Genomic DNA, 15,509 nt, shown 5'->3' with positions numbered 1-15,509 from the left:
CATGGAGTGGGAGCCGGACGTGCCGAGGTGGCGCCAGATCTACGCGGTCCTCGAGGAGCGCATCGCGGACGGGACCTATCCGCCAGGGACGCAGCTTCCGGGCGTGCTCGCGCTGCAGGCCGAGTTCGGGGTAGCGCAGATGACGGCGCGGCGGGTACTGACCGAGCTGCGGGCCGCCGGACTGGCGCAGATGCATCCGGGTGTGGGGACGTTCGTGACCGAGCTGCCGAAGCCGCCTGCGGAGTAATGGCCCCGGGCATGACGAAGCGGCCCCCTCCCGCCCGCAGGCGAGAGGGGGCCGTGTGTCAGCCGTCTCGGGTCAGCCGCTGGGTGCGCCGGTCGACACGGTCGACCGCGTCCCGCAGCGAAGACCCGCTGTTCGGGTGCAGTTCGTGCTCGACGCTGGCCAGCCGCTCCTCGATCCCGTCCAGGCGCGTCATCACGCCGGGCCGTTCCGGGACGCCGGGCCGGGCGGGGACCCCGTTCCAGTCGTCGACGAACTCGTCGACCCGGGTGAGGATGCGTCGCACGCCGCGGGTGAGCCGCCACAGCAGACCGAGGCCGGCGCCGATCGCGGCCGTGGCCACGCACCAGACGACGACGGTGTCGACGGCTGGCACGCCGGTGGTGTCGCTCATCCGCGGCTCGCACGGATGAGGGCCTGGACGTCGTCGGTGGACTCGTACCGCGGTGGCCGGGCGTAGCCGAGCAGCAGGCCCGCCGCGGTGCGTATCCACGCGGGCCCGCCCGCCTTCTCGGCGGCGCGCTCGATGACCCGGAAGGCGAGGTAGTAGGCGGCGGCGACGGCGAGCGCCAGGCCGCCGGCCACCGTGGTGGAGTCGGTTTGCAGGCCGAGTCCGGCCAGGACGGTGATGACCCACCCGGCGAGGAGCGGCACGACGGTGCGCAGGATGGAGGGCAGCAGCATGGGTTACTCCTTCACGTCGAAGCCGTGCTCGGCGCCGAGTCGGGTGAGGCTGGTCTTGCCGGGGATGCCGTCGGCGGCCGAGCCGGTGTAGCCGAGGTGGCGCTGCCACTTGGCGTAGGCGTCGATGGTGGCGGTGCCGTAATGGCCGTCGCTGTACGTCTTGGCGAGGTATCCGGCGTCGACGAGGGCGGACTCGACGATGCGCACGCCGCTGTAGGTGACGGGCTCGTCCTTCGCCTTCGGGTTCGAGCGGGCGGCGGCGACCAGCTTGGACAGGTCGACGACCGGCCGGGTCGGCTGCGGCGGCGTGGTGGGCGTGCCGGTCTTCAGCCGGTCGGCGATGCTGCCGCGCAGCCAGTCCATGCCGAAGCCGCGCGGGTCGACCTTGCCGGGCTGCCACTCCAGATGGCCGATGACCGACAGCGGGCCCCAGCCGTGGTGCCGGCATATCGCCGCGGCCACACGCTCGATGGCCTCGAGCTGGGCGGCGGGCCACGGGTCCTGGCCGTCGCCGAGGTTCTCGCACTCGAAGCCGTAGAAGTGCCGGTTGCCGTCGACGGTGGCCTCGTTGTCCACCGGCGCCGCCCGCTCGGCGATGACCGCGGACAGCACGTCCGGGTCCCCGAGCCCTGCATGGTTGGCGCGGCCGTAGCCGACCAGGTGCACGCGGCCGTCCTTGGCGATGACGCCGTGGCACAGCGGGCCGGGCAGGCCGGAGTGGCCGTCGCGGCAGATCGCGACGGTGGCGGCCGTGCCCTTGGTGACGGTGTGGTGGATCATCACGCCGTGCACGGGGCCCCACGGGCCCTTGTGGTTGCGGTTGTGTGTCTCCCAGTCGCCGACCTCGACGACCGTAAGGCCCTCGGCGCGCAGCAGGTCGGCGAAGGTGGACGCGGCGGGCGGTGTGGCCATGGCTGCTCCAGACATGACGAAGCCCCGGGCCGGGCGGCGCGGGGCGGGCGGGGAATGATCGGGTGAGGTCAGGTGGTGGGGGTGATCGGCTGTTGGTAGCCGTAGGAGCGGCTCGCGGACGTCACCTTGAAGTTCGGTGAGGACGCGATGAGGTCGATGAACTGCTGGACGATGCCGGCCATGTCCGGGTCGTCCGGGTTGTCGGCGGCCGCTGTCACGCTGAACTCGACCGGATAGCCGTTGATCCCGGCAACGCTGTTCGCTGCGACCTGCCACTTGCTCTGGGTCGGACCCTGCGGGGTGCCAAAGGGCATGGGCTGTCTCCTTGCTGGAGGGTGAGGTCAGTTGTTCTCGCTGATCCACATGGCGGTGACGCGGATGTTGCGGTTGTTGGTGAGGTCGTCCAGGATCGACCGCAGGCTGATCTGCCCGGAGGTGCCGATCGTGCATTCGCCGTCGATCGAGCCGTCGCCGAAGACGGCGTTGATGACCTCCGGCGGCCGCCATCCCGAGGGCAGGGTGCACATCAGGACGTCGGCCAGGTTGGCGCCCGGGGTGATGGCCACCGTGGTCCCGGTGTACGTGCACACCAGCTGGATGGTGGTGATGCCGTGCAGCTTGCGGCCGGAGAAGCTGCTCACGCTGAAGCCGGCCGCCGCCGCCAGCCCGGTAGTGGTCGAGTCGTCCAGAGTGTTGTCGTTGAGCCGGTCGGCCGTCATCGTCATGCCTGCGAGCCACCGCATGGCCGCCTCCTACATCGCCACGTAAACGGGGTTGGCCAGGCTGAGGGACTGGCCGGCCGGATGGGACTTGGTCACGCCGTTGATGCTGCGGGTGACGGTGAACGTCTGCGGGTTGAGCACGGCGAAGTTGTCGTAGGACACGGTGACGGGCAGCGTGTTGGTGTTCGCCGAGGACAGGATGGAGCGCACCCCGACCGAGCCTGCGGCGGTCAGGGCCGTGTCAGTGGCTGTGGCCTGCCATTCCACGGGTTCCGGGCCGCCCGCGGTCCACAGCTTGGCGCGCAGGGCGGAACCGATCACCTGGAAGCGGAGCCGGTAGAACGTGCCGGCCGCGTGGGTGTAGGGGACGGCCACGGAGGTGATGTCCGTCTGGGTGCCGCCCACCCGCTTCTGCAGGACCAGCGAGATGGTCTGGTCCGTCTGGAACGACGCCCGCGCGTAGTAGCTGTTGTTGCCGTCGGTGAAGCGCGCGACAGGGCCCACATAGTGCGGGCCGCCGGCGGCCAGGACGCTGGTGGCCACGTCGACGACCACGTCGACGTCCGCGGACGGGGCGGTGATGACGCTGTAGCGGGAGACGTTGACCGAGGTCAGGGTGTGCGTTCCCGCGCTGCCGGTCACGTCGTAGTCGGTTCCGGCGCCGCCGCTGTTCGTCCAGCTGCCGCCGGTCGTCGCCGAGCCCCACGCGTCGGTGACGGTACGGGTGAAGGTGTCGGTGACGCTGCTGGTGCAGGCGGTCACGCGCATCACCTCCCCGCCGGTGCGCACGTCGAAGGGGAAGTCGGACGGGTAGGTGGGTGAGTCGACCCAGCGGGCCAGGCCGGTGGTGAACACGTCCACGCTCGTTTCGGCCGGGTCGAGGGCCTCGGCGAGGATGCAGCCGCCGGTGTCGGCGCGGCCGTAGACGGTGCTGCCGACGACTCCGGCCGTCCACGGCTCGGCCGGCACGCAGTTGAACGTGATCGTCCAGCCGTCCGGTCCGGCGTCCTCGCTGTAGCCGGTGACGAGGATGTCGACGTCGTCGGGTCCGTGGTCGGCGGGCAGGTGGGTGAGGCGGAGTTTGTCGCCGACGTCGACGCGGAGGATGTCGTCGATCAGCGCGAAGACGCGGGCGTTGGCCAGGTTGAGCGTCAGCCGGGAGTAGCGCACCCCGGCGTAGGTGCCCAGGTGCAGCCGCATCGAGGCGACCTGGTCGGCCTGCCGGTCGGTGTAGAGGCTGTAGGTGTACTCGGTGTCGTAGCGGCCCACCCCGTCGGGGAAGTCCCGGACGGACAGCTCGCCGTCCTCGAGGACCTGCCGTCCGAAGAAGGACCCGAACTCCCGCCGCACGCTGACGTCGTTCTCGGTGAGCTTGTCGTCGTCGACCGGCTTGAACGGGGGGCTGATGAGCCCGGCCGAGAAGTCCAGGGTGAGCGCGGGCGGCTGGTTCCACAGGGTGGAGTTGCCCCGGTAGATCACCTCGTTGCGGTCCCTCGCCTCCAGCAGGTACCCGAAGTCCGTCGCGGCCGCCTCGCCCAGCAGGTCCAGAAGCTTCTTGCGGCCCTGGATGCCCATCCGCTGCTGGTAGATGCTCGCGCCCGCGGCGGACGCCGCGTACCCGGACTCTGCGGCGAGCCGCTCGATCCGGGCCCCGGCCCGCTCCCCCTGGAGGCCGGTGGCCGCCTGGTAGACGGCCGCGGCCGAGGGTGCGCTGCTGCCCCAGTAGGTGATGTAGCCGATGGACGGCAGGTCCTGGGTGATCGAGGTGTAGAACCAGCCGGGCCGCACGAAGCGGACGGCCTTGGACGTGTACCCGGTCGCGGTGCCCGACGCGCGGGACACCCCGTCCACGAAGACCTCGAAGGTCGGGCCTGCCGTCGTGGTGGTCAGCCGGATGTGGTGCAGCCGTCGGTCGAAGACACCGGCCGAGGTGATGGTGGCCTGCACCGCGACCGAGGATGTGGTGTCGCCCACGGATGCGGAGGTCACCGTGATCTGGTTGGTGGACGCGGCCAGGCTGATCGTCCAGCCGACGCGGTGGTCGTCGTCGGTCATGTCGCCGTAGTCGGCGATCGTGAAGTCCAGGTCCTGTTTGCCGTTGTAGAAGAAGTCGACCGACCAGCCGGACGCCGCTGCGGCGGCCCGTCTGGTGGCGCCGCGCAGCTTGCCGTCCGAGCCGGACGGCAGCAGCACCACAGGCTCGATCCAGTCGGCCAGTGCCCCCTCGCCCCACTTCGGGGTGGCCGTGCCGCTGTCCAGGTCCAGCCGCATCTCCGGCGACCCGTACAGCGGCCGCCCGCCGCTGGTCTCGATCCCGTCCGCCAGCGGCCAGCACTCCAGCGGCCGCTGGGTCTTGATGTACCGCAGCAGCGCCGAGTCCTGCGGCTTGTTCCCGGCGTCCATCCGCCGCATCACCCCGGCCGGGGTGATGCTGACGTAGTTGTCGCGGCCGGACAGGTCCCTCGTCGGCGGCCAGGCCGGCACCTCACCGGTCATGCGGATGTGCCGGTTGGTCAGCAGCGCGCCCCCGGCCGCGGTCCACACCACGCCGCCCGAGGTGAACGAGGTGGCGCCGGGCGCGGCGTCGGCCGTCGTCATACCGACAGCGGTGCTCCCGCCGATCCCGGTCATCAGCTTGAACGCGAACAGCTTCCCCTTCAGCGCGTTGTCCACCAGGCCGGACACCTCGCCCAGCTCGATCCCGGCACTCCCGTCGAATACCGCGGTCGTGGAGGTACCCGTGATCGGGTCGCCCAGCAGACTCCACTCGGCGTCGCCGACCGTGCGCCCGGTGTAGAACCGCAGCTCGTAGCCTCCGGCCCCGTTGTTCACGTCGAGGGTGACGCGCAGCGCCAGGCGCTGCCCGTTGTAGGCCTGAAGGGATTCGGTGGAGAAGCGGGCGATGCGGCTGGCGAGGGTGCCGTCCGGGGACCAAAGGAAGCTGAGCTGGCCGGTGCCGGCCAGACTCAGGGCCCAGCTGCGGTTCTCGCCGACGGTGCTGTACCGTCCGGCGATTTTCTGCTGTGACCAGTCCTCCAGAGCGATCTCGACGCGCAGGTCGAGGTCGGTGACGGCCATGGCGGCACTGTCCGGGGTGGACAGCTTGTTACCCGCGGCGCCGGACATCTCCGCCCACGGTGAGCCGACCGTGTAGCCGAACCGGAAGGGCGTGTTGCGGCCGATCAGCCCGTACAGCGGGGAGGTGGGGTTGCGGGGTGCGTACCGGTCGTCGCGGCTGTCGAGGTCGCAGGTGCAGGAGGTGGGCTCCGCGGTCGACGAGGACTCCGCGGACAGGCCGCGCGTGACGGTCACGGGCGCTGTTGCCCGCAGGTCGCCGGTGATGTCGTTCCATGCGCCGTTGTAGAACAGCTCGGCCCACAGGGGCGGCGGCAGGCTCGGCACGTCACTACCCTTCTGCGAATCGGACGACGTCGCCGCCCGCGGTGGTGCGGACGGACTCCTGGAAGAACTCGCGGAACGCCCTCGACCCGCCGCGGAGTTCCAGTACCAGGGGCGGCAGGGTCTGCCTGCTGGTGGCCAGCGTCCCGGCGAAGGCGGGCGCGGCCGCCGCGGTGGCAGGCCGGTAGGCGGCCGGGTCGGCCACGCGACGCATCGCCTGGTCGACGACGCCGGCGTTGTCCTCGACGCCCATGGCGATACCGGCCGGGATCCAGTGGCCGATCTCGTCTGCGGCCAGCTTGGACGGGGAGCCGATTTTCAGGAGGCTGGTGACGGGGTTGACGATGTAGTCGTTGGCGAAGCTGACGATCTTCGACCACAGCCAGCCGCCGGCACCAGAGATGCCGTTCCAGATGCCGACGACGAAGTCGACGCCGGCGTTGTAGAGGCGGTAGCCCTGGCTGGCGAGCGCACCGGTCAGCTGCCCGGGCAGTCCTTGCATCCAGACGACGAGGGCCACCGCCCGGTTGACGGCGGCGTCCTTCATCGACTGCCCCGCATCCCAGGCCCGCTTCCACAGGCTGCTGCCGAGCCCTGCCAGGGCGTTCGAGGCCCGGCCGGGCAGGGTGCCGACGCTGTCGGTGAAGGACGTCCACTGGCGGCTGACCGGCCCGGAGATGTAGCGGGACCACAGCGAGGAGAACCACGCCGCGGCCGCCGTACCGAGCGCGTTGAAGACGGTCCCCGCCTGGGATGCCTTCGTCGACACCCAGGAGCTGAACGCATCCCACCAGCGCGGCAGGTTCTCGCCCAGGGCCGACAGCAGGGAGGAGACGAAGCCGAGCATCATGGTGACGCCGGCGGCGGTGAGGCTGGCGGCGACGAGGATGGGCAGCGCGGCCACAGCGATGACGATGGCGGCGGCGATCGCTGCGGTCTTCAGGACCTGTGTGGGGTTGGCCATGACCCACTCGGCCACCCGCTGACCGGCCCCGGACAGGCCCTCGATGGCCTTCGGGGCGACATCGGTGATGATCTTCTGGCCGAGGTGCTGGCCGAGGATCACCACGGCGTCGAGGATCCGGTCGAAGCCCTGCGTGCCGCCCGCCCCCGCCTCGGCCCAGATACTGCTGAACTCCTCCTGGAACCGGTCCTTGAAGTCGGCGACGGCGGGGAGCACGGTGCCGCCCAGGAAGTCGATGACGTTCTGCTGCACGCCCCGCTTGAAGGACTCCATCCGCATCGCAGGGGAGTCCTCGAGCTTGTCGACGACCTTGTCGGCAGCCCCGGCCACGTCGTCGAAGCCGCCGGCGGCGGCCGCCGATGCCGGGTCCAGCGCGTACAGGGCGTCCGCCTGCGTGTTGGCGAGGTCCCCGAACAGGACCTGCGCGGCGGTCAGGCGGGTGGTGGCGTCGTCGGTGCCGCGCAGGGCGTCCATGGTGTCCTGCAGCGCCGAGGTGGCCTCATCGCCGCCCGCGCGCATCCGGCGGCCGATGTCCTCGCCGTTCAGGCCGATCGACTTGAACGCGGCGTTGACCTGGTCGCCGCCGGCCAGGGCCATCTCGCTGAAGATACCGATCGCATCCGCGATGGCGTCGGAGTCCCGGGCGCCGGCCTGCAGGCCCTGGCTGATCAGGCCCATGGCCGTCGCGCCGTCCAGACCCACCCGGCGGAACAGCGTGGAGTACTCGTTCATCGTGTCGAGGAGGTCGTCGCTCTTGTTGGCGACGCTGCCCAGACCGGCCGCGATGAGGTCCATCGCCTCGTCGAAGCTGTCCGCCATGCCAGTCTTCACCATCTGACCGGCCGCCGCCGTCGCGCCGTTGACGTCCTGGTCGAAGGCTTTGGCCAGGCCCATCGCCTTCTTCGTCATGTCCTCCAGGCCGGCCTGGTTGCCGGTGAACTCGTCCATGTTCAGCGTGACGGCCTTGATGGCGTCACCGACCTCGGTGGCCGACTCGCCCCAGCCGTCGGCGAACACGTTCGTCATGGCGTCCGTGGCCGCGCCGACGTCGGCGGTGGTGTTCGCCAGCTGGGCCTCCAGCTTGGACGTCGCCTCGGACACGTCCATCGCCTGCGCGAGCGTCGACATGAGGGCGGCCCCGGCCAGAGCGCCGGCCGCCGCCCCGGCCGCGGCCAGCGCGGGACCCATCTTCGAGCCGTTCGCGGCGACGTCATCGGCCATCCCCGCCGTCTCGCTGTCGACCGTCTGACGGGCCGAGCTCATCCCCTCGCCGGTCTCGTCCCGGGCGGACAGGGCGAAGACGAGACTGGTGTCCGACACGGCGGATCCCTCCCTTCCGGTGCGGGTGTCACCGCCGCTTGGCGGCCTTCTCCAGCTGCGCGAGGTAGCTGTCCAGCCAGTCCAGGAGGTGGTCCGCTTCCTCGACGGTCAGCAGATCCCAGTCCCTGGGGGTCATGTGCAGCAGGTGCGCGGCGTTGCCGAGGTGGCTCAGACGGCGAACGGCAGCCGGGCTTTTCCCTCGTCCTCCGGCGCCTCGTCGTAGGCCCGGAGCATCGACTCGGCGAGGTCCTCGTCGCCGTTCTTCTCCCGGATCCGCTCCACGGCGAGGGTGATCTCCCCCTTGGTCATCTCGACCGTGAGCTCGTCCCAGCAGAAGTCGACGTCGTCGAAGGCGAGGGTGGGGTGCTGCCGCTTGAGCAGGACGTGCAGCAGCGCGCGGCGGCACAGCGCGTTGCCCTTCAGGACGCCCATCGCAAACTCGTTGAACGACCGGCCGGTGCGCTTCTCCAGCGCCTCCCGCTCGGCCGACATCAGCCGGTTGGGGTTGTAGTCGAAGACCTGCTGCTCGCCGTCGTCGGGGGTGTAGGTGACCTTCACGGTGGCCTCTTCGTTCAGTTGGATCGGGATGCGATGCGGTTGACCATGTCGGCCAGGGCGAACTGGACGGCCCGCTTGTAGTGGCCTTCCTGGCCCTCGAAGGCGTGGTCGAACCACTTCGTCTTGCCTTGCTGCTGGACCCACACCTCGCGGTTGCCGTAGACCGGGTGCCGCCAGCCCGAGGCCCGGTTGGTGCGCTTGGGCGCGTTGGGGAAGCCGCGCAGGTTCGTCGTCTTGAACGCCTTGATCTTCGCGCCGGGGAACCTGCCGGTGATGCGGACCTCGGGCCGGATCTTCCGCGCGATCGACGTCTTCAGCGCCGGCCCGTCGTGCGGGGTCGTCGACGCCATCGACATGATGGCGCTCTTCGCCTGGGCGGCCCCCGGCTTCAGCGCCTCACGCATGTTCTTCGTCAGCTCCTTGCGGAGCTCCTTGCCGTCCTCCTCGGCCTTCAGCGCGTTGGAGATGTTCCGCAGGTTCGGTGCGGTCAGCTCCAGGCTGAGCCGGGACGTGTCCGCCACCGGCGCGCTCGCTTACGTCGTCGCCCGGGTGACGGCCCCGGAGGTGGGAAAGCCGAGACTGACGGTGGCCTCGTCGCCGACGGATCCGGTGATCGGGTTCCACCCGTTGATCAGGATGTTGCCGGTGTACTTCGGGTTGGCCGGGCCGACGGCGGCCTGGTCGGCGCGCACCTCGAACGGGACCACGGTGCCCAGCAGCGGCCACATGATCGCGTCCAGCTTCGTCGCGGCGTAGTCCTGGAGGAACTCGACGCCGAGTTCGCCGGACTTCAGGCCGCCGACGACTTCCTTCCAGCCGAGGCTGGCGTAGTTGGTGACGTCCTTCTCCTCCACCTCGACGGTCAGCTCCGCCTTCCGGGTGAACTCGTTGAGGACGTTGGCGTTGATGGACAGGTACTCGGCGAGCAGAACCATCTTGGGCACGGCGGCCCCCCTTTCAGGGCGTGGCGAAGGGCCCGGAAGCGGGCCGGTAGGAGTGGGGCAGGGTGCTACTGGATGCCGAGCGCGGCGGTGAACAGGAACGAGGGCGTGGTCCCGGTGATCGTCCACGCCACGCGCCACCACGTGTCGGTGACGGCGGTGCCGTCGGTACGCAGGGCCTGCCCGCTCACCGCGGTCGCCGCGGTGAACGTCAGACGGGTGGTGGGCGCGGCGAACGTGTTGTCCGCCGACGACTCCACGCGGGCCGTCAGCGACGGGGTGGTGCCCGCGACGGACAGCACGTGCAGGGACGCGTACAGCCGCTTGCCCGCGGCGACCGCCCCCAAGTTGAGGCCGGTCCCCGTGCCGGTCGCCGTGCGCGCCGTGCCGGGCGGGTGGGCGAACTGGCCGCGCACCAGCGGCCAACTGCTCTTGGCGGACGCTGTCCACGGGGCGACCTCACCGACCGCGTCACCGATCTTGTGGTTGCAGCGCAGCGCCTGCGTGAAGTACGCCAGATCACCCACGGCCGCCGCGTTGTTCGCGCTGACCGACCACGGCCCGACCCCGCCCAGCTGAGCCCAGGACGCGTCGTCGACCTTCGTCAGGTCGCCGGCCTCCCACTGGCCCTCACCGGAGATCTCCGCCGACGCCAGCCCGCCCACGACCTCCTTGTAGCCGCCGGAGCCGTAGTTCGTGGTCTCCTTGGTCTCCACCTCGGACGACAGCTCGATCTTGTTGCTGACGCCGGTCAGGTCGACGCCGACAGCGAAGCACCGCACGTTCGTCAGGACGGTCTTACCCATCGCCGTCTCCCTTCCGCTTCCGGCCGCGCCCGGGCGGTGTGGCGGTCACTTCCTCGGCGACGCCGGAGGCGATCAGGTGCGCGGCCACGGTGGTCGGCAGGCCGTCCACCTCGCTGCCCTCCGCGGGCCAGGGCCGGTCGTGCAGGACCGCCCCGGGCGGCCCGCCGACCAGCATGCGGATCTTCATCAGGTGCTCCCGTCTCCGATGACCTTGATGACGAGTTCGGCGCCCACGTAGCTGGCCCCGGCGTGCTCGTACCAGCGGTAGCCCTGCACCCGCTGCAGGTGCAGGTCGTCGGCCAGGCCGCCCAGGGCCATCTCGCCCGGGGCGCCGCGGGCCGCCTCGAACGCGGCCTTCAGCGAGGCCGGTCCCGCCCCGGACAGCAGCGCGTCGACGATGCGCTGCGAGGACCGGTCGTCGGCGCGGCCGGCCAGCACGCGGCAGGTGAACAGCAGCTCGTCCAGGCGGCGGCCCATCGCCCGGTCGAAGTTCACCTCGACCTCGCCGACGAAGAAGCACGGCGTGGTCACGGCGTCCGGCACGTAGCCGGTGCACACCAGCTTCCCGATGCCGGCGGGCAGCACGACCGTGCGGGCCGCGGCGGCGATCGCGTCACGGACAGCGGAGATCTGCACGAGCGTCCCTCTCTACGCGAAGCCGGGCAGGATGTACGGCTCGATCAGCGCCCACACGTCCGGGTCCCGGCGGGACAGGCTGCGCACGCCCCACTCGGCGGAGCCGATGATGCCCTCGGGTGAGTCCTTGCGCTTGTACAGCCGGGACGCCTGGATCAGCGCGGCCTCGGTGATGTCGTCCGGCACGGCGGGCCAGCCGAAGCGGGCCGTCACCCGGACGCGCCCCGTGGACGCGCCCCAGGAGCCGCCCAAGCGCCGTAGGCCGGTGATGGCCTGCCCGTCCACCAGGGCGTTGTCCGGGCTCGTCTCGTAGCCGGTCACGGCCGTCCACGATGCAGCGCTGCCGGTCTCCACCACGAGGCTGGTGGCCGAGCCGATGTCGTCGACGAGGAGCAGTTCGCCGTCGGCGCCGCGCGCCACCCGCCCGGCGGGCCGGTAGGTCCGTGCGACCGGGGCGGCGTCCAGCCAGAAGCGGCGGCCGCACGCCTTGTCGATGCTGCGCGACGCGGCGCCCAGCGCGGACGTCAGCAGCGTGTCGCGGCTGGTGTCGTCCGCCTCGATGCTCAGCCGCGACTTCAGCGCGGTGAGGGTGCCGTACTCGTTGGCCACGTCACGCCTGCTCGGTGCCGCGCGTGCGGCGGCCCTTCGGCGGCGTCGACCGCGTGGTCGGCACCGCCGGCGGCGTGCCGTCGGCCGGCGGCTCCACGCCGCGCAGCTGCAGCTGTTCGTCGACCTGGGCGACACGGTCCGCCAGACCGCGCTGCACCAGGCCCTCACGCTCGCGCAGCAGCGCGGCGACCATCGGGTCTTCGGTTGCCATGGCTTGCTCCCGGGGTTGCGGATGGACCGTGAGGGCCCGCCGGAGTCGAGGCGGGCCCTCACAGCGAGGGGGATCAGACGCCGGTGAACGTCGGCGTGATCAGGCCGGTGCCGCCGATCTTCCGGGCGTGCGGCAGACGCGAGTGGGTGTACGCGTAGTAGCCGTAGACGACCATGAGGATGCCGAGGTTCGCGGCCTTGGCCTGCTCCGCCCGGATGTACATCGGGGCGCTCGGGTCCTCCCACAGGTGGCACTCGTTGCGGTCCACGAGGTAGATCTCGTCCTCGTTGGTGCCCGCGCCGAGGTTCGTCGCGATGTTGTTGTCGACGATGACCGGGGTGCCGTTGGGCAGCGTGCCCCGCACGCCGCTGCCGTAGGTCGTGCCCAGGTTGGTGCCCGACAGCTGCGCGGCGATGCCCGGCTGGCTGATGAGCGGCCACGTCGTGCCCATGGCGTTCTGCATCCAGTACCAGCGGCGCGAGTGCATGACCGCGAGGTTGTCGCCGGACGCCAGGTCGAGCAGCGCGGCCTCGACGCCGGACAGGCCCTCCAGCACCTTCGGGTACAGCTCCGCCACCGTGGGGGTGGCGTCGGTGTACGCGACGGCGGTGGCCACGGCGCTCAGTCCGGTGGCGGCCTGGTTCAGCAGCTTGCTGTCCAGGTTCGTGGCGTAGCGGCGGAACAGGTCGTCCAGGACGATGGCCTCCACGCCGGCGCCTCGCTCGACGGCCTGCCGGGACAGGGTCTGCTGGCCCGCGGCGGTCTGCACGCTGAACGTCAGCAGCGTGTCGTCCATGTCCTGCTCGGCGACGGCCGCGTTCTCCGCGGACTGATTGTCGACCGACGACGACGTGGTGATGCGGGACAGGTTGACCGTCATGCCCTGCGCGGGCAGGTCGTGCCGGCGGATGGCGTCCGCGAACGGCCGCTTGGCCGCCGCCGCGGGGGCGTACAGGTCGGTGAGGTACTGCGGCACCACCAGGCCCGCGAACGCGCCCGTACCGGCCGCACGCTGCAGCTGGTCGCCGCGCTCCACGCGCTCCTCGGCCATGTGCCGGGAGAGCCGGTCACGGGCCTCGTAGTCGCCCAGGAACGCCGCGGCGACGTCCCGCTCGAACGCAGCTCCACGCCGGTCCTGGTCGGGCCGGTAGGTGCGCTCCTCGGCGCCCACGCGGGCGACCTGGTCGTAGGCCGGGGCCCGGTGGGCGGCCGGGGTGTTGCGCGCCTGCAGCGCGGCGATCTCCGCCTCGCGGGCTTCCTCGGCGAGCAGCTCGTCCAGGGCCTGCTGGCGGCGGGTGACCTCGGCGTCCGCGGCGTCACGCGCGGAGACCTGGGCGCGCACCGCGTCCTCGGTCAGGTTCTCGTCGGAGCGCAGCGCCACGAGGGCGTCCTGCTCCTGGGTTCGGGTGGCGATCGCCGTGTCCAGCGCGGTCCGCGCCTGGGCGATCAGCTCGGCGAGAGTCATCGTCTCGTCGTCCTCTCTCGTGTGGATTCCAGGCGCCCCGTGTCCAGGTCAGACGGCCACCCGAGGCCATGGCGCCGGGTGGGCTCGTGCGCGCAGAGCGCAGGGCAAAGGTCCCGCCGGGCGGCGGGAAGATCAGGTGTCAGCGGGCGATCGCGAGCTCAAGGAGCGCGCGGGCCCGGCCGGTCGTCGGCGCGGCCGCAGGCTGCCGCAGGCTCGCGCCGGTGTGCGGGTTGGCGCCGTAGCCGACGATCGCGACGTCGCCGCGGTGGATGTCGTACCGGTTGATCCGGTACTCGGTGTAGTCCGGGGACCACTGCCCCGACTCGATGCGGAACGCGAACGACATCTCGTCGATCAGGCCCGCGCGCAGCTTCGGCGCGATGTACGCGACGTCGTAGTCCGCCGGGTCCAGCGCGGGTGCGCGCACCGACAGGCCCGTGTCGTCCTCGGTGAGGATCAGCGTGCCGGTCGTGGTGCGGGCCATGCGACGCAGCTGGTCGTGCCCGAGTACGAGCGGCACGTCGAGGTCCGCGCGGGCCAGCGAGTCCGTGCCTGCGCCTGCCGACACGATCTCCGTGTACGGGCCGAACATGTCCCACATCTCGTAGGACTGCTCGTACACCGAGGCGTGCCCGGTGAACTCCAGCGTGCTCCCGTCGGCGGCGTCGCGGACCTGGACGCGGGACAGCGCGGCCCGCACCGTGGCGCGGGCGCCGGCCTGCTCGGCGCTGCGACGCTGCGAGGGCCGGTCGGCGCGCTGCCGGATGTGCTGGGCGCGTTCCGCCGCCGCGGCGGCGAGCGTGGGTGCGGTCATGACGTGGCTCCCGTCGGGGTGATCGATGGCGGCGGCGTGGGTACGGAGCGCGAGCCGAAGAGGCGGTCGAACTCGGCGAGCTGGTCCTCGGTGAAGGGCGGCCGGTCCTCGAGGGCCCGGGCCTCCGACGGCGCGAGCGTGCGCGAATCGATCTGCGTCTTGAGGGTCTGTGCCCGGGCCGCCGGGTCCATGCGCAGCAGCGCGTCCGTGTTCAGCTTCACGTACCGCGGCCCGGACACCAGACGGCGGCTGAACGCGTCCTCGCGGCGGCCCACGGCCGGGCCCAGGTTCATGATGAGGAACTGCAGGTTGCGCTGGCTGATGTTGGCGTAGGTCACCGAGCTGCCCGACACCGCGGCGTCGATCAGGTCGCCGGGGCAGCCGAAGAACCGGGCGATGTCCCCGTTGCTGTACTGCTGGGCCTCCAGGAACTGGGCCTGCTGGGCCACGGCCTGTACGGGCTTGTACTCCCAGTCCATGCCGTGGACGAACACGTCCCCGTTGGAGACGGCCGCCCGGAACGCCTCCTTGGCCTCCCGCGCGTTCTTCTTGTCGACCGTCTTCGCGGTGTTGCGCAGCGTCCCCGACGGGACGATGCCGGCGGCGAACCAGTCCCGGGCGAACTGCTGCGCGTTCAGGGACTCCTCGATCGACCACGCCGCATACGCCACCGGCGACAGCCCGAGCGGGAACCCGGCGACGGTGTACTGCTTCTCGTGCCACACGTCCCACGGCTCGTACTCGGTCCCGCCGATGACGAACTTCTTGATCTGCGAGCCGTTCGCCCGGACCGTGACCGTGCCGAGTTCCACCAGGTCGATCCGGCCGGGCAGGCCCCGACCGTCCGGGCCGATCACCCCGGATCGCTCGGTGATGATCCCGAAGCAGTTCCCGGCCCGGTCCAGGTCGAACTCGGTGGAGTACATCCACTCCTTGATGCCGACCTCACTGCCGCCCGGGGTGACCAGGACGGGCGGCTTGGGAACCTCCACCTGCAGACCCTGCACCCGCCGGTAGACGTCGATCGGGAACGAGGAGACCAGGTCCGCGCGCAGCCGCAGGCACGCCCACACCGCGGACTGCCGCAGCGCAGAGTCGTTGGTGACGTGCACCTTCCCACCGGTGCGCCCCTCCCGGGACAGGGCCAGCAGATCCTCGGCGCTGGTGATACTCGCGTCCCGCTTGAAGACGCGCCGCACCTTCGACCAGGTGCCCATACGTGCC

At 71.2% G+C, this 15,509-nt stretch carries 19 protein-coding genes; 1 reads left to right on the top strand and 18 read right to left on the bottom strand.

Annotated elements, in window-relative coordinates; genetic code table 11:
• Window position 1 precedes the first annotated feature (1 nt).
• Window positions 2-247, top strand: coding sequence for a winged helix-turn-helix domain-containing protein (locus tag AB0G63_RS09440; protein WP_360747056.1), 246 nt, complete (start codon window positions 2-4; stop codon window positions 245-247).
• A 58-nt stretch (window positions 248-305) separates the two neighbouring features.
• Here AB0G63_RS09440 and AB0G63_RS09435 read toward each other — a convergent pair whose 3' ends face one another.
• From AB0G63_RS09435 to AB0G63_RS09350, 18 genes are all read right to left on the bottom strand, one after another.
• Window positions 306-638 (bottom strand): hypothetical protein, encoded by a 333-nt coding sequence (locus AB0G63_RS09435; RefSeq protein WP_360746786.1) that lies wholly within the window; start codon window positions 636-638, stop codon window positions 306-308.
• Window positions 635-928, bottom strand: a complete 294-nt coding sequence (locus AB0G63_RS09430; RefSeq protein ID WP_360746783.1) for a hypothetical protein — start codon at window positions 926-928, stop codon at window positions 635-637. The genes AB0G63_RS09435 and AB0G63_RS09430 overlap by 4 nt, the downstream gene beginning before the upstream one ends.
• Before the next feature lie 3 nt (window positions 929-931).
• A complete protein-coding gene (locus AB0G63_RS09425; protein ID WP_360746780.1) occupies window positions 932-1,840 on the bottom strand; it encodes an N-acetylmuramoyl-L-alanine amidase in 909 nt (302 codons plus the stop codon).
• 68 nt (window positions 1,841-1,908) lie between these two features.
• A complete protein-coding gene (locus AB0G63_RS09420) occupies window positions 1,909-2,154 on the bottom strand; it encodes a hypothetical protein (RefSeq protein ID WP_360746777.1) in 246 nt (81 codons plus the stop codon).
• Between the two features lie 27 nt (window positions 2,155-2,181).
• Complete coding sequence (locus AB0G63_RS09415) at window positions 2,182-2,583, bottom strand: hypothetical protein (protein ID WP_360746774.1); 402 nt, start codon at window positions 2,581-2,583, stop codon at window positions 2,182-2,184.
• A gap of 9 nt (window positions 2,584-2,592) precedes the next feature.
• Entirely contained in the window at window positions 2,593-5,964 is a 3,372-nt protein-coding gene (locus tag AB0G63_RS09410; protein WP_360746771.1) for a hypothetical protein, read from the bottom strand.
• 4 nt (window positions 5,965-5,968) lie between these two features.
• The gene (locus AB0G63_RS09405; protein WP_360746768.1) at window positions 5,969-8,245 is read right to left on the bottom strand and encodes a phage tail tape measure protein; all 2,277 of its coding nucleotides are present in this window, start codon (window positions 8,243-8,245) and stop codon (window positions 5,969-5,971) included.
• 168 nt (window positions 8,246-8,413) lie between these two features.
• Window positions 8,414-8,803, bottom strand: a complete 390-nt coding sequence (locus tag AB0G63_RS09400) for a hypothetical protein (protein WP_360746765.1) — start codon at window positions 8,801-8,803, stop codon at window positions 8,414-8,416.
• 14 nt (window positions 8,804-8,817) lie between these two features.
• Window positions 8,818-9,324: a hypothetical protein gene (locus AB0G63_RS09395; protein ID WP_360746759.1), complete on the bottom strand. Its 507-nt coding sequence runs from the start codon at window positions 9,322-9,324 to the stop codon at window positions 8,818-8,820.
• Window positions 9,325-9,336: 12 nt separating this feature from the next.
• The gene (locus AB0G63_RS09390; RefSeq protein WP_360747053.1) at window positions 9,337-9,738 is read right to left on the bottom strand and encodes a phage tail tube protein; all 402 of its coding nucleotides are present in this window, start codon (window positions 9,736-9,738) and stop codon (window positions 9,337-9,339) included.
• 74 nt (window positions 9,739-9,812) lie between these two features.
• Complete coding sequence (locus AB0G63_RS09385) at window positions 9,813-10,550, bottom strand: hypothetical protein (protein ID WP_360746756.1); 738 nt, start codon at window positions 10,548-10,550, stop codon at window positions 9,813-9,815.
• Complete coding sequence (locus AB0G63_RS09380) at window positions 10,543-10,737, bottom strand: hypothetical protein (RefSeq protein WP_360746754.1); 195 nt, start codon at window positions 10,735-10,737, stop codon at window positions 10,543-10,545. Before AB0G63_RS09380 ends, AB0G63_RS09385 begins: the two co-directional genes overlap by 8 nt.
• Complete coding sequence (locus tag AB0G63_RS09375) at window positions 10,737-11,186, bottom strand: hypothetical protein (RefSeq protein ID WP_360746751.1); 450 nt, start codon at window positions 11,184-11,186, stop codon at window positions 10,737-10,739. The genes AB0G63_RS09380 and AB0G63_RS09375 overlap by 1 nt, the downstream gene beginning before the upstream one ends.
• 12 nt (window positions 11,187-11,198) lie before the next feature.
• Window positions 11,199-11,795 (bottom strand): phage gp6-like head-tail connector protein, encoded by a 597-nt coding sequence (locus tag AB0G63_RS09370; protein WP_360746748.1) that lies wholly within the window; start codon window positions 11,793-11,795, stop codon window positions 11,199-11,201.
• 1 nt (window position 11,796) lies between these two features.
• Complete coding sequence (locus AB0G63_RS09365; protein ID WP_360746745.1) at window positions 11,797-12,006, bottom strand: hypothetical protein; 210 nt, start codon at window positions 12,004-12,006, stop codon at window positions 11,797-11,799.
• A 73-nt stretch (window positions 12,007-12,079) separates the two neighbouring features.
• Window positions 12,080-13,471: a hypothetical protein gene (locus AB0G63_RS09360; protein ID WP_360746743.1), complete on the bottom strand. Its 1,392-nt coding sequence runs from the start codon at window positions 13,469-13,471 to the stop codon at window positions 12,080-12,082.
• A gap of 139 nt (window positions 13,472-13,610) precedes the next feature.
• Window positions 13,611-14,285 (bottom strand): HK97 family phage prohead protease, encoded by a 675-nt coding sequence (locus AB0G63_RS09355; RefSeq protein ID WP_360746740.1) that lies wholly within the window; start codon window positions 14,283-14,285, stop codon window positions 13,611-13,613.
• Window positions 14,282-15,502, bottom strand: a complete 1,221-nt coding sequence (locus AB0G63_RS09350; RefSeq protein WP_360746738.1) for a phage portal protein — start codon at window positions 15,500-15,502, stop codon at window positions 14,282-14,284. The genes AB0G63_RS09355 and AB0G63_RS09350 overlap by 4 nt, the downstream gene beginning before the upstream one ends.
• Window positions 15,503-15,509 lie beyond the last annotated feature (7 nt).

Origin of the sequence: Streptomyces sp. NPDC020996 (assembly GCF_040641355.1) — a bacterium.
Lineage (GTDB): Bacteria > Actinomycetota > Actinomycetes > Streptomycetales > Streptomycetaceae > Streptomyces.
The sequence above is the reverse complement of the archived record's forward strand: the minus strand, read 5'-3'. Positions and strand labels throughout refer to the sequence as shown.

Excerpts from the sequence above, each read along its gene's own strand:
- AB0G63_RS09440 (WP_360747056.1), top strand. The coding sequence starts at position 2 with ATGGAGTGGGAGCCGGACGTGCCGAGGTGGCGCCAGATCTACGCGGTC.
- AB0G63_RS09435 (WP_360746786.1), bottom strand. The coding sequence starts at position 638 with ATGAGCGACACCACCGGCGTGCCAGCCGTCGACACCGTCGTCGTCTGG.
- AB0G63_RS09430 (WP_360746783.1), bottom strand. The coding sequence starts at position 928 with ATGCTGCTGCCCTCCATCCTGCGCACCGTCGTGCCGCTCCTCGCCGGG.
- AB0G63_RS09425 (WP_360746780.1), bottom strand. The coding sequence starts at position 1,840 with ATGGCCACACCGCCCGCCGCGTCCACCTTCGCCGACCTGCTGCGCGCC.
- AB0G63_RS09420 (WP_360746777.1), bottom strand. The coding sequence starts at position 2,154 with ATGCCCTTTGGCACCCCGCAGGGTCCGACCCAGAGCAAGTGGCAGGTC.
- AB0G63_RS09415 (WP_360746774.1), bottom strand. The coding sequence starts at position 2,583 with ATGCGGTGGCTCGCAGGCATGACGATGACGGCCGACCGGCTCAACGAC.
- AB0G63_RS09390 (WP_360747053.1), bottom strand. The coding sequence starts at position 9,738 with ATGGTTCTGCTCGCCGAGTACCTGTCCATCAACGCCAACGTCCTCAAC.
- AB0G63_RS09385 (WP_360746756.1), bottom strand. The coding sequence starts at position 10,550 with ATGGGTAAGACCGTCCTGACGAACGTGCGGTGCTTCGCTGTCGGCGTC.
- AB0G63_RS09380 (WP_360746754.1), bottom strand. The coding sequence starts at position 10,737 with ATGAAGATCCGCATGCTGGTCGGCGGGCCGCCCGGGGCGGTCCTGCAC.
- AB0G63_RS09365 (WP_360746745.1), bottom strand. The coding sequence starts at position 12,006 with ATGGCAACCGAAGACCCGATGGTCGCCGCGCTGCTGCGCGAGCGTGAG.
- AB0G63_RS09360 (WP_360746743.1), bottom strand. The coding sequence starts at position 13,471 with ATGACTCTCGCCGAGCTGATCGCCCAGGCGCGGACCGCGCTGGACACG.
- AB0G63_RS09355 (WP_360746740.1), bottom strand. The coding sequence starts at position 14,285 with ATGACCGCACCCACGCTCGCCGCCGCGGCGGCGGAACGCGCCCAGCAC.
- AB0G63_RS09350 (WP_360746738.1), bottom strand. The coding sequence starts at position 15,502 with ATGGGCACCTGGTCGAAGGTGCGGCGCGTCTTCAAGCGGGACGCGAGT.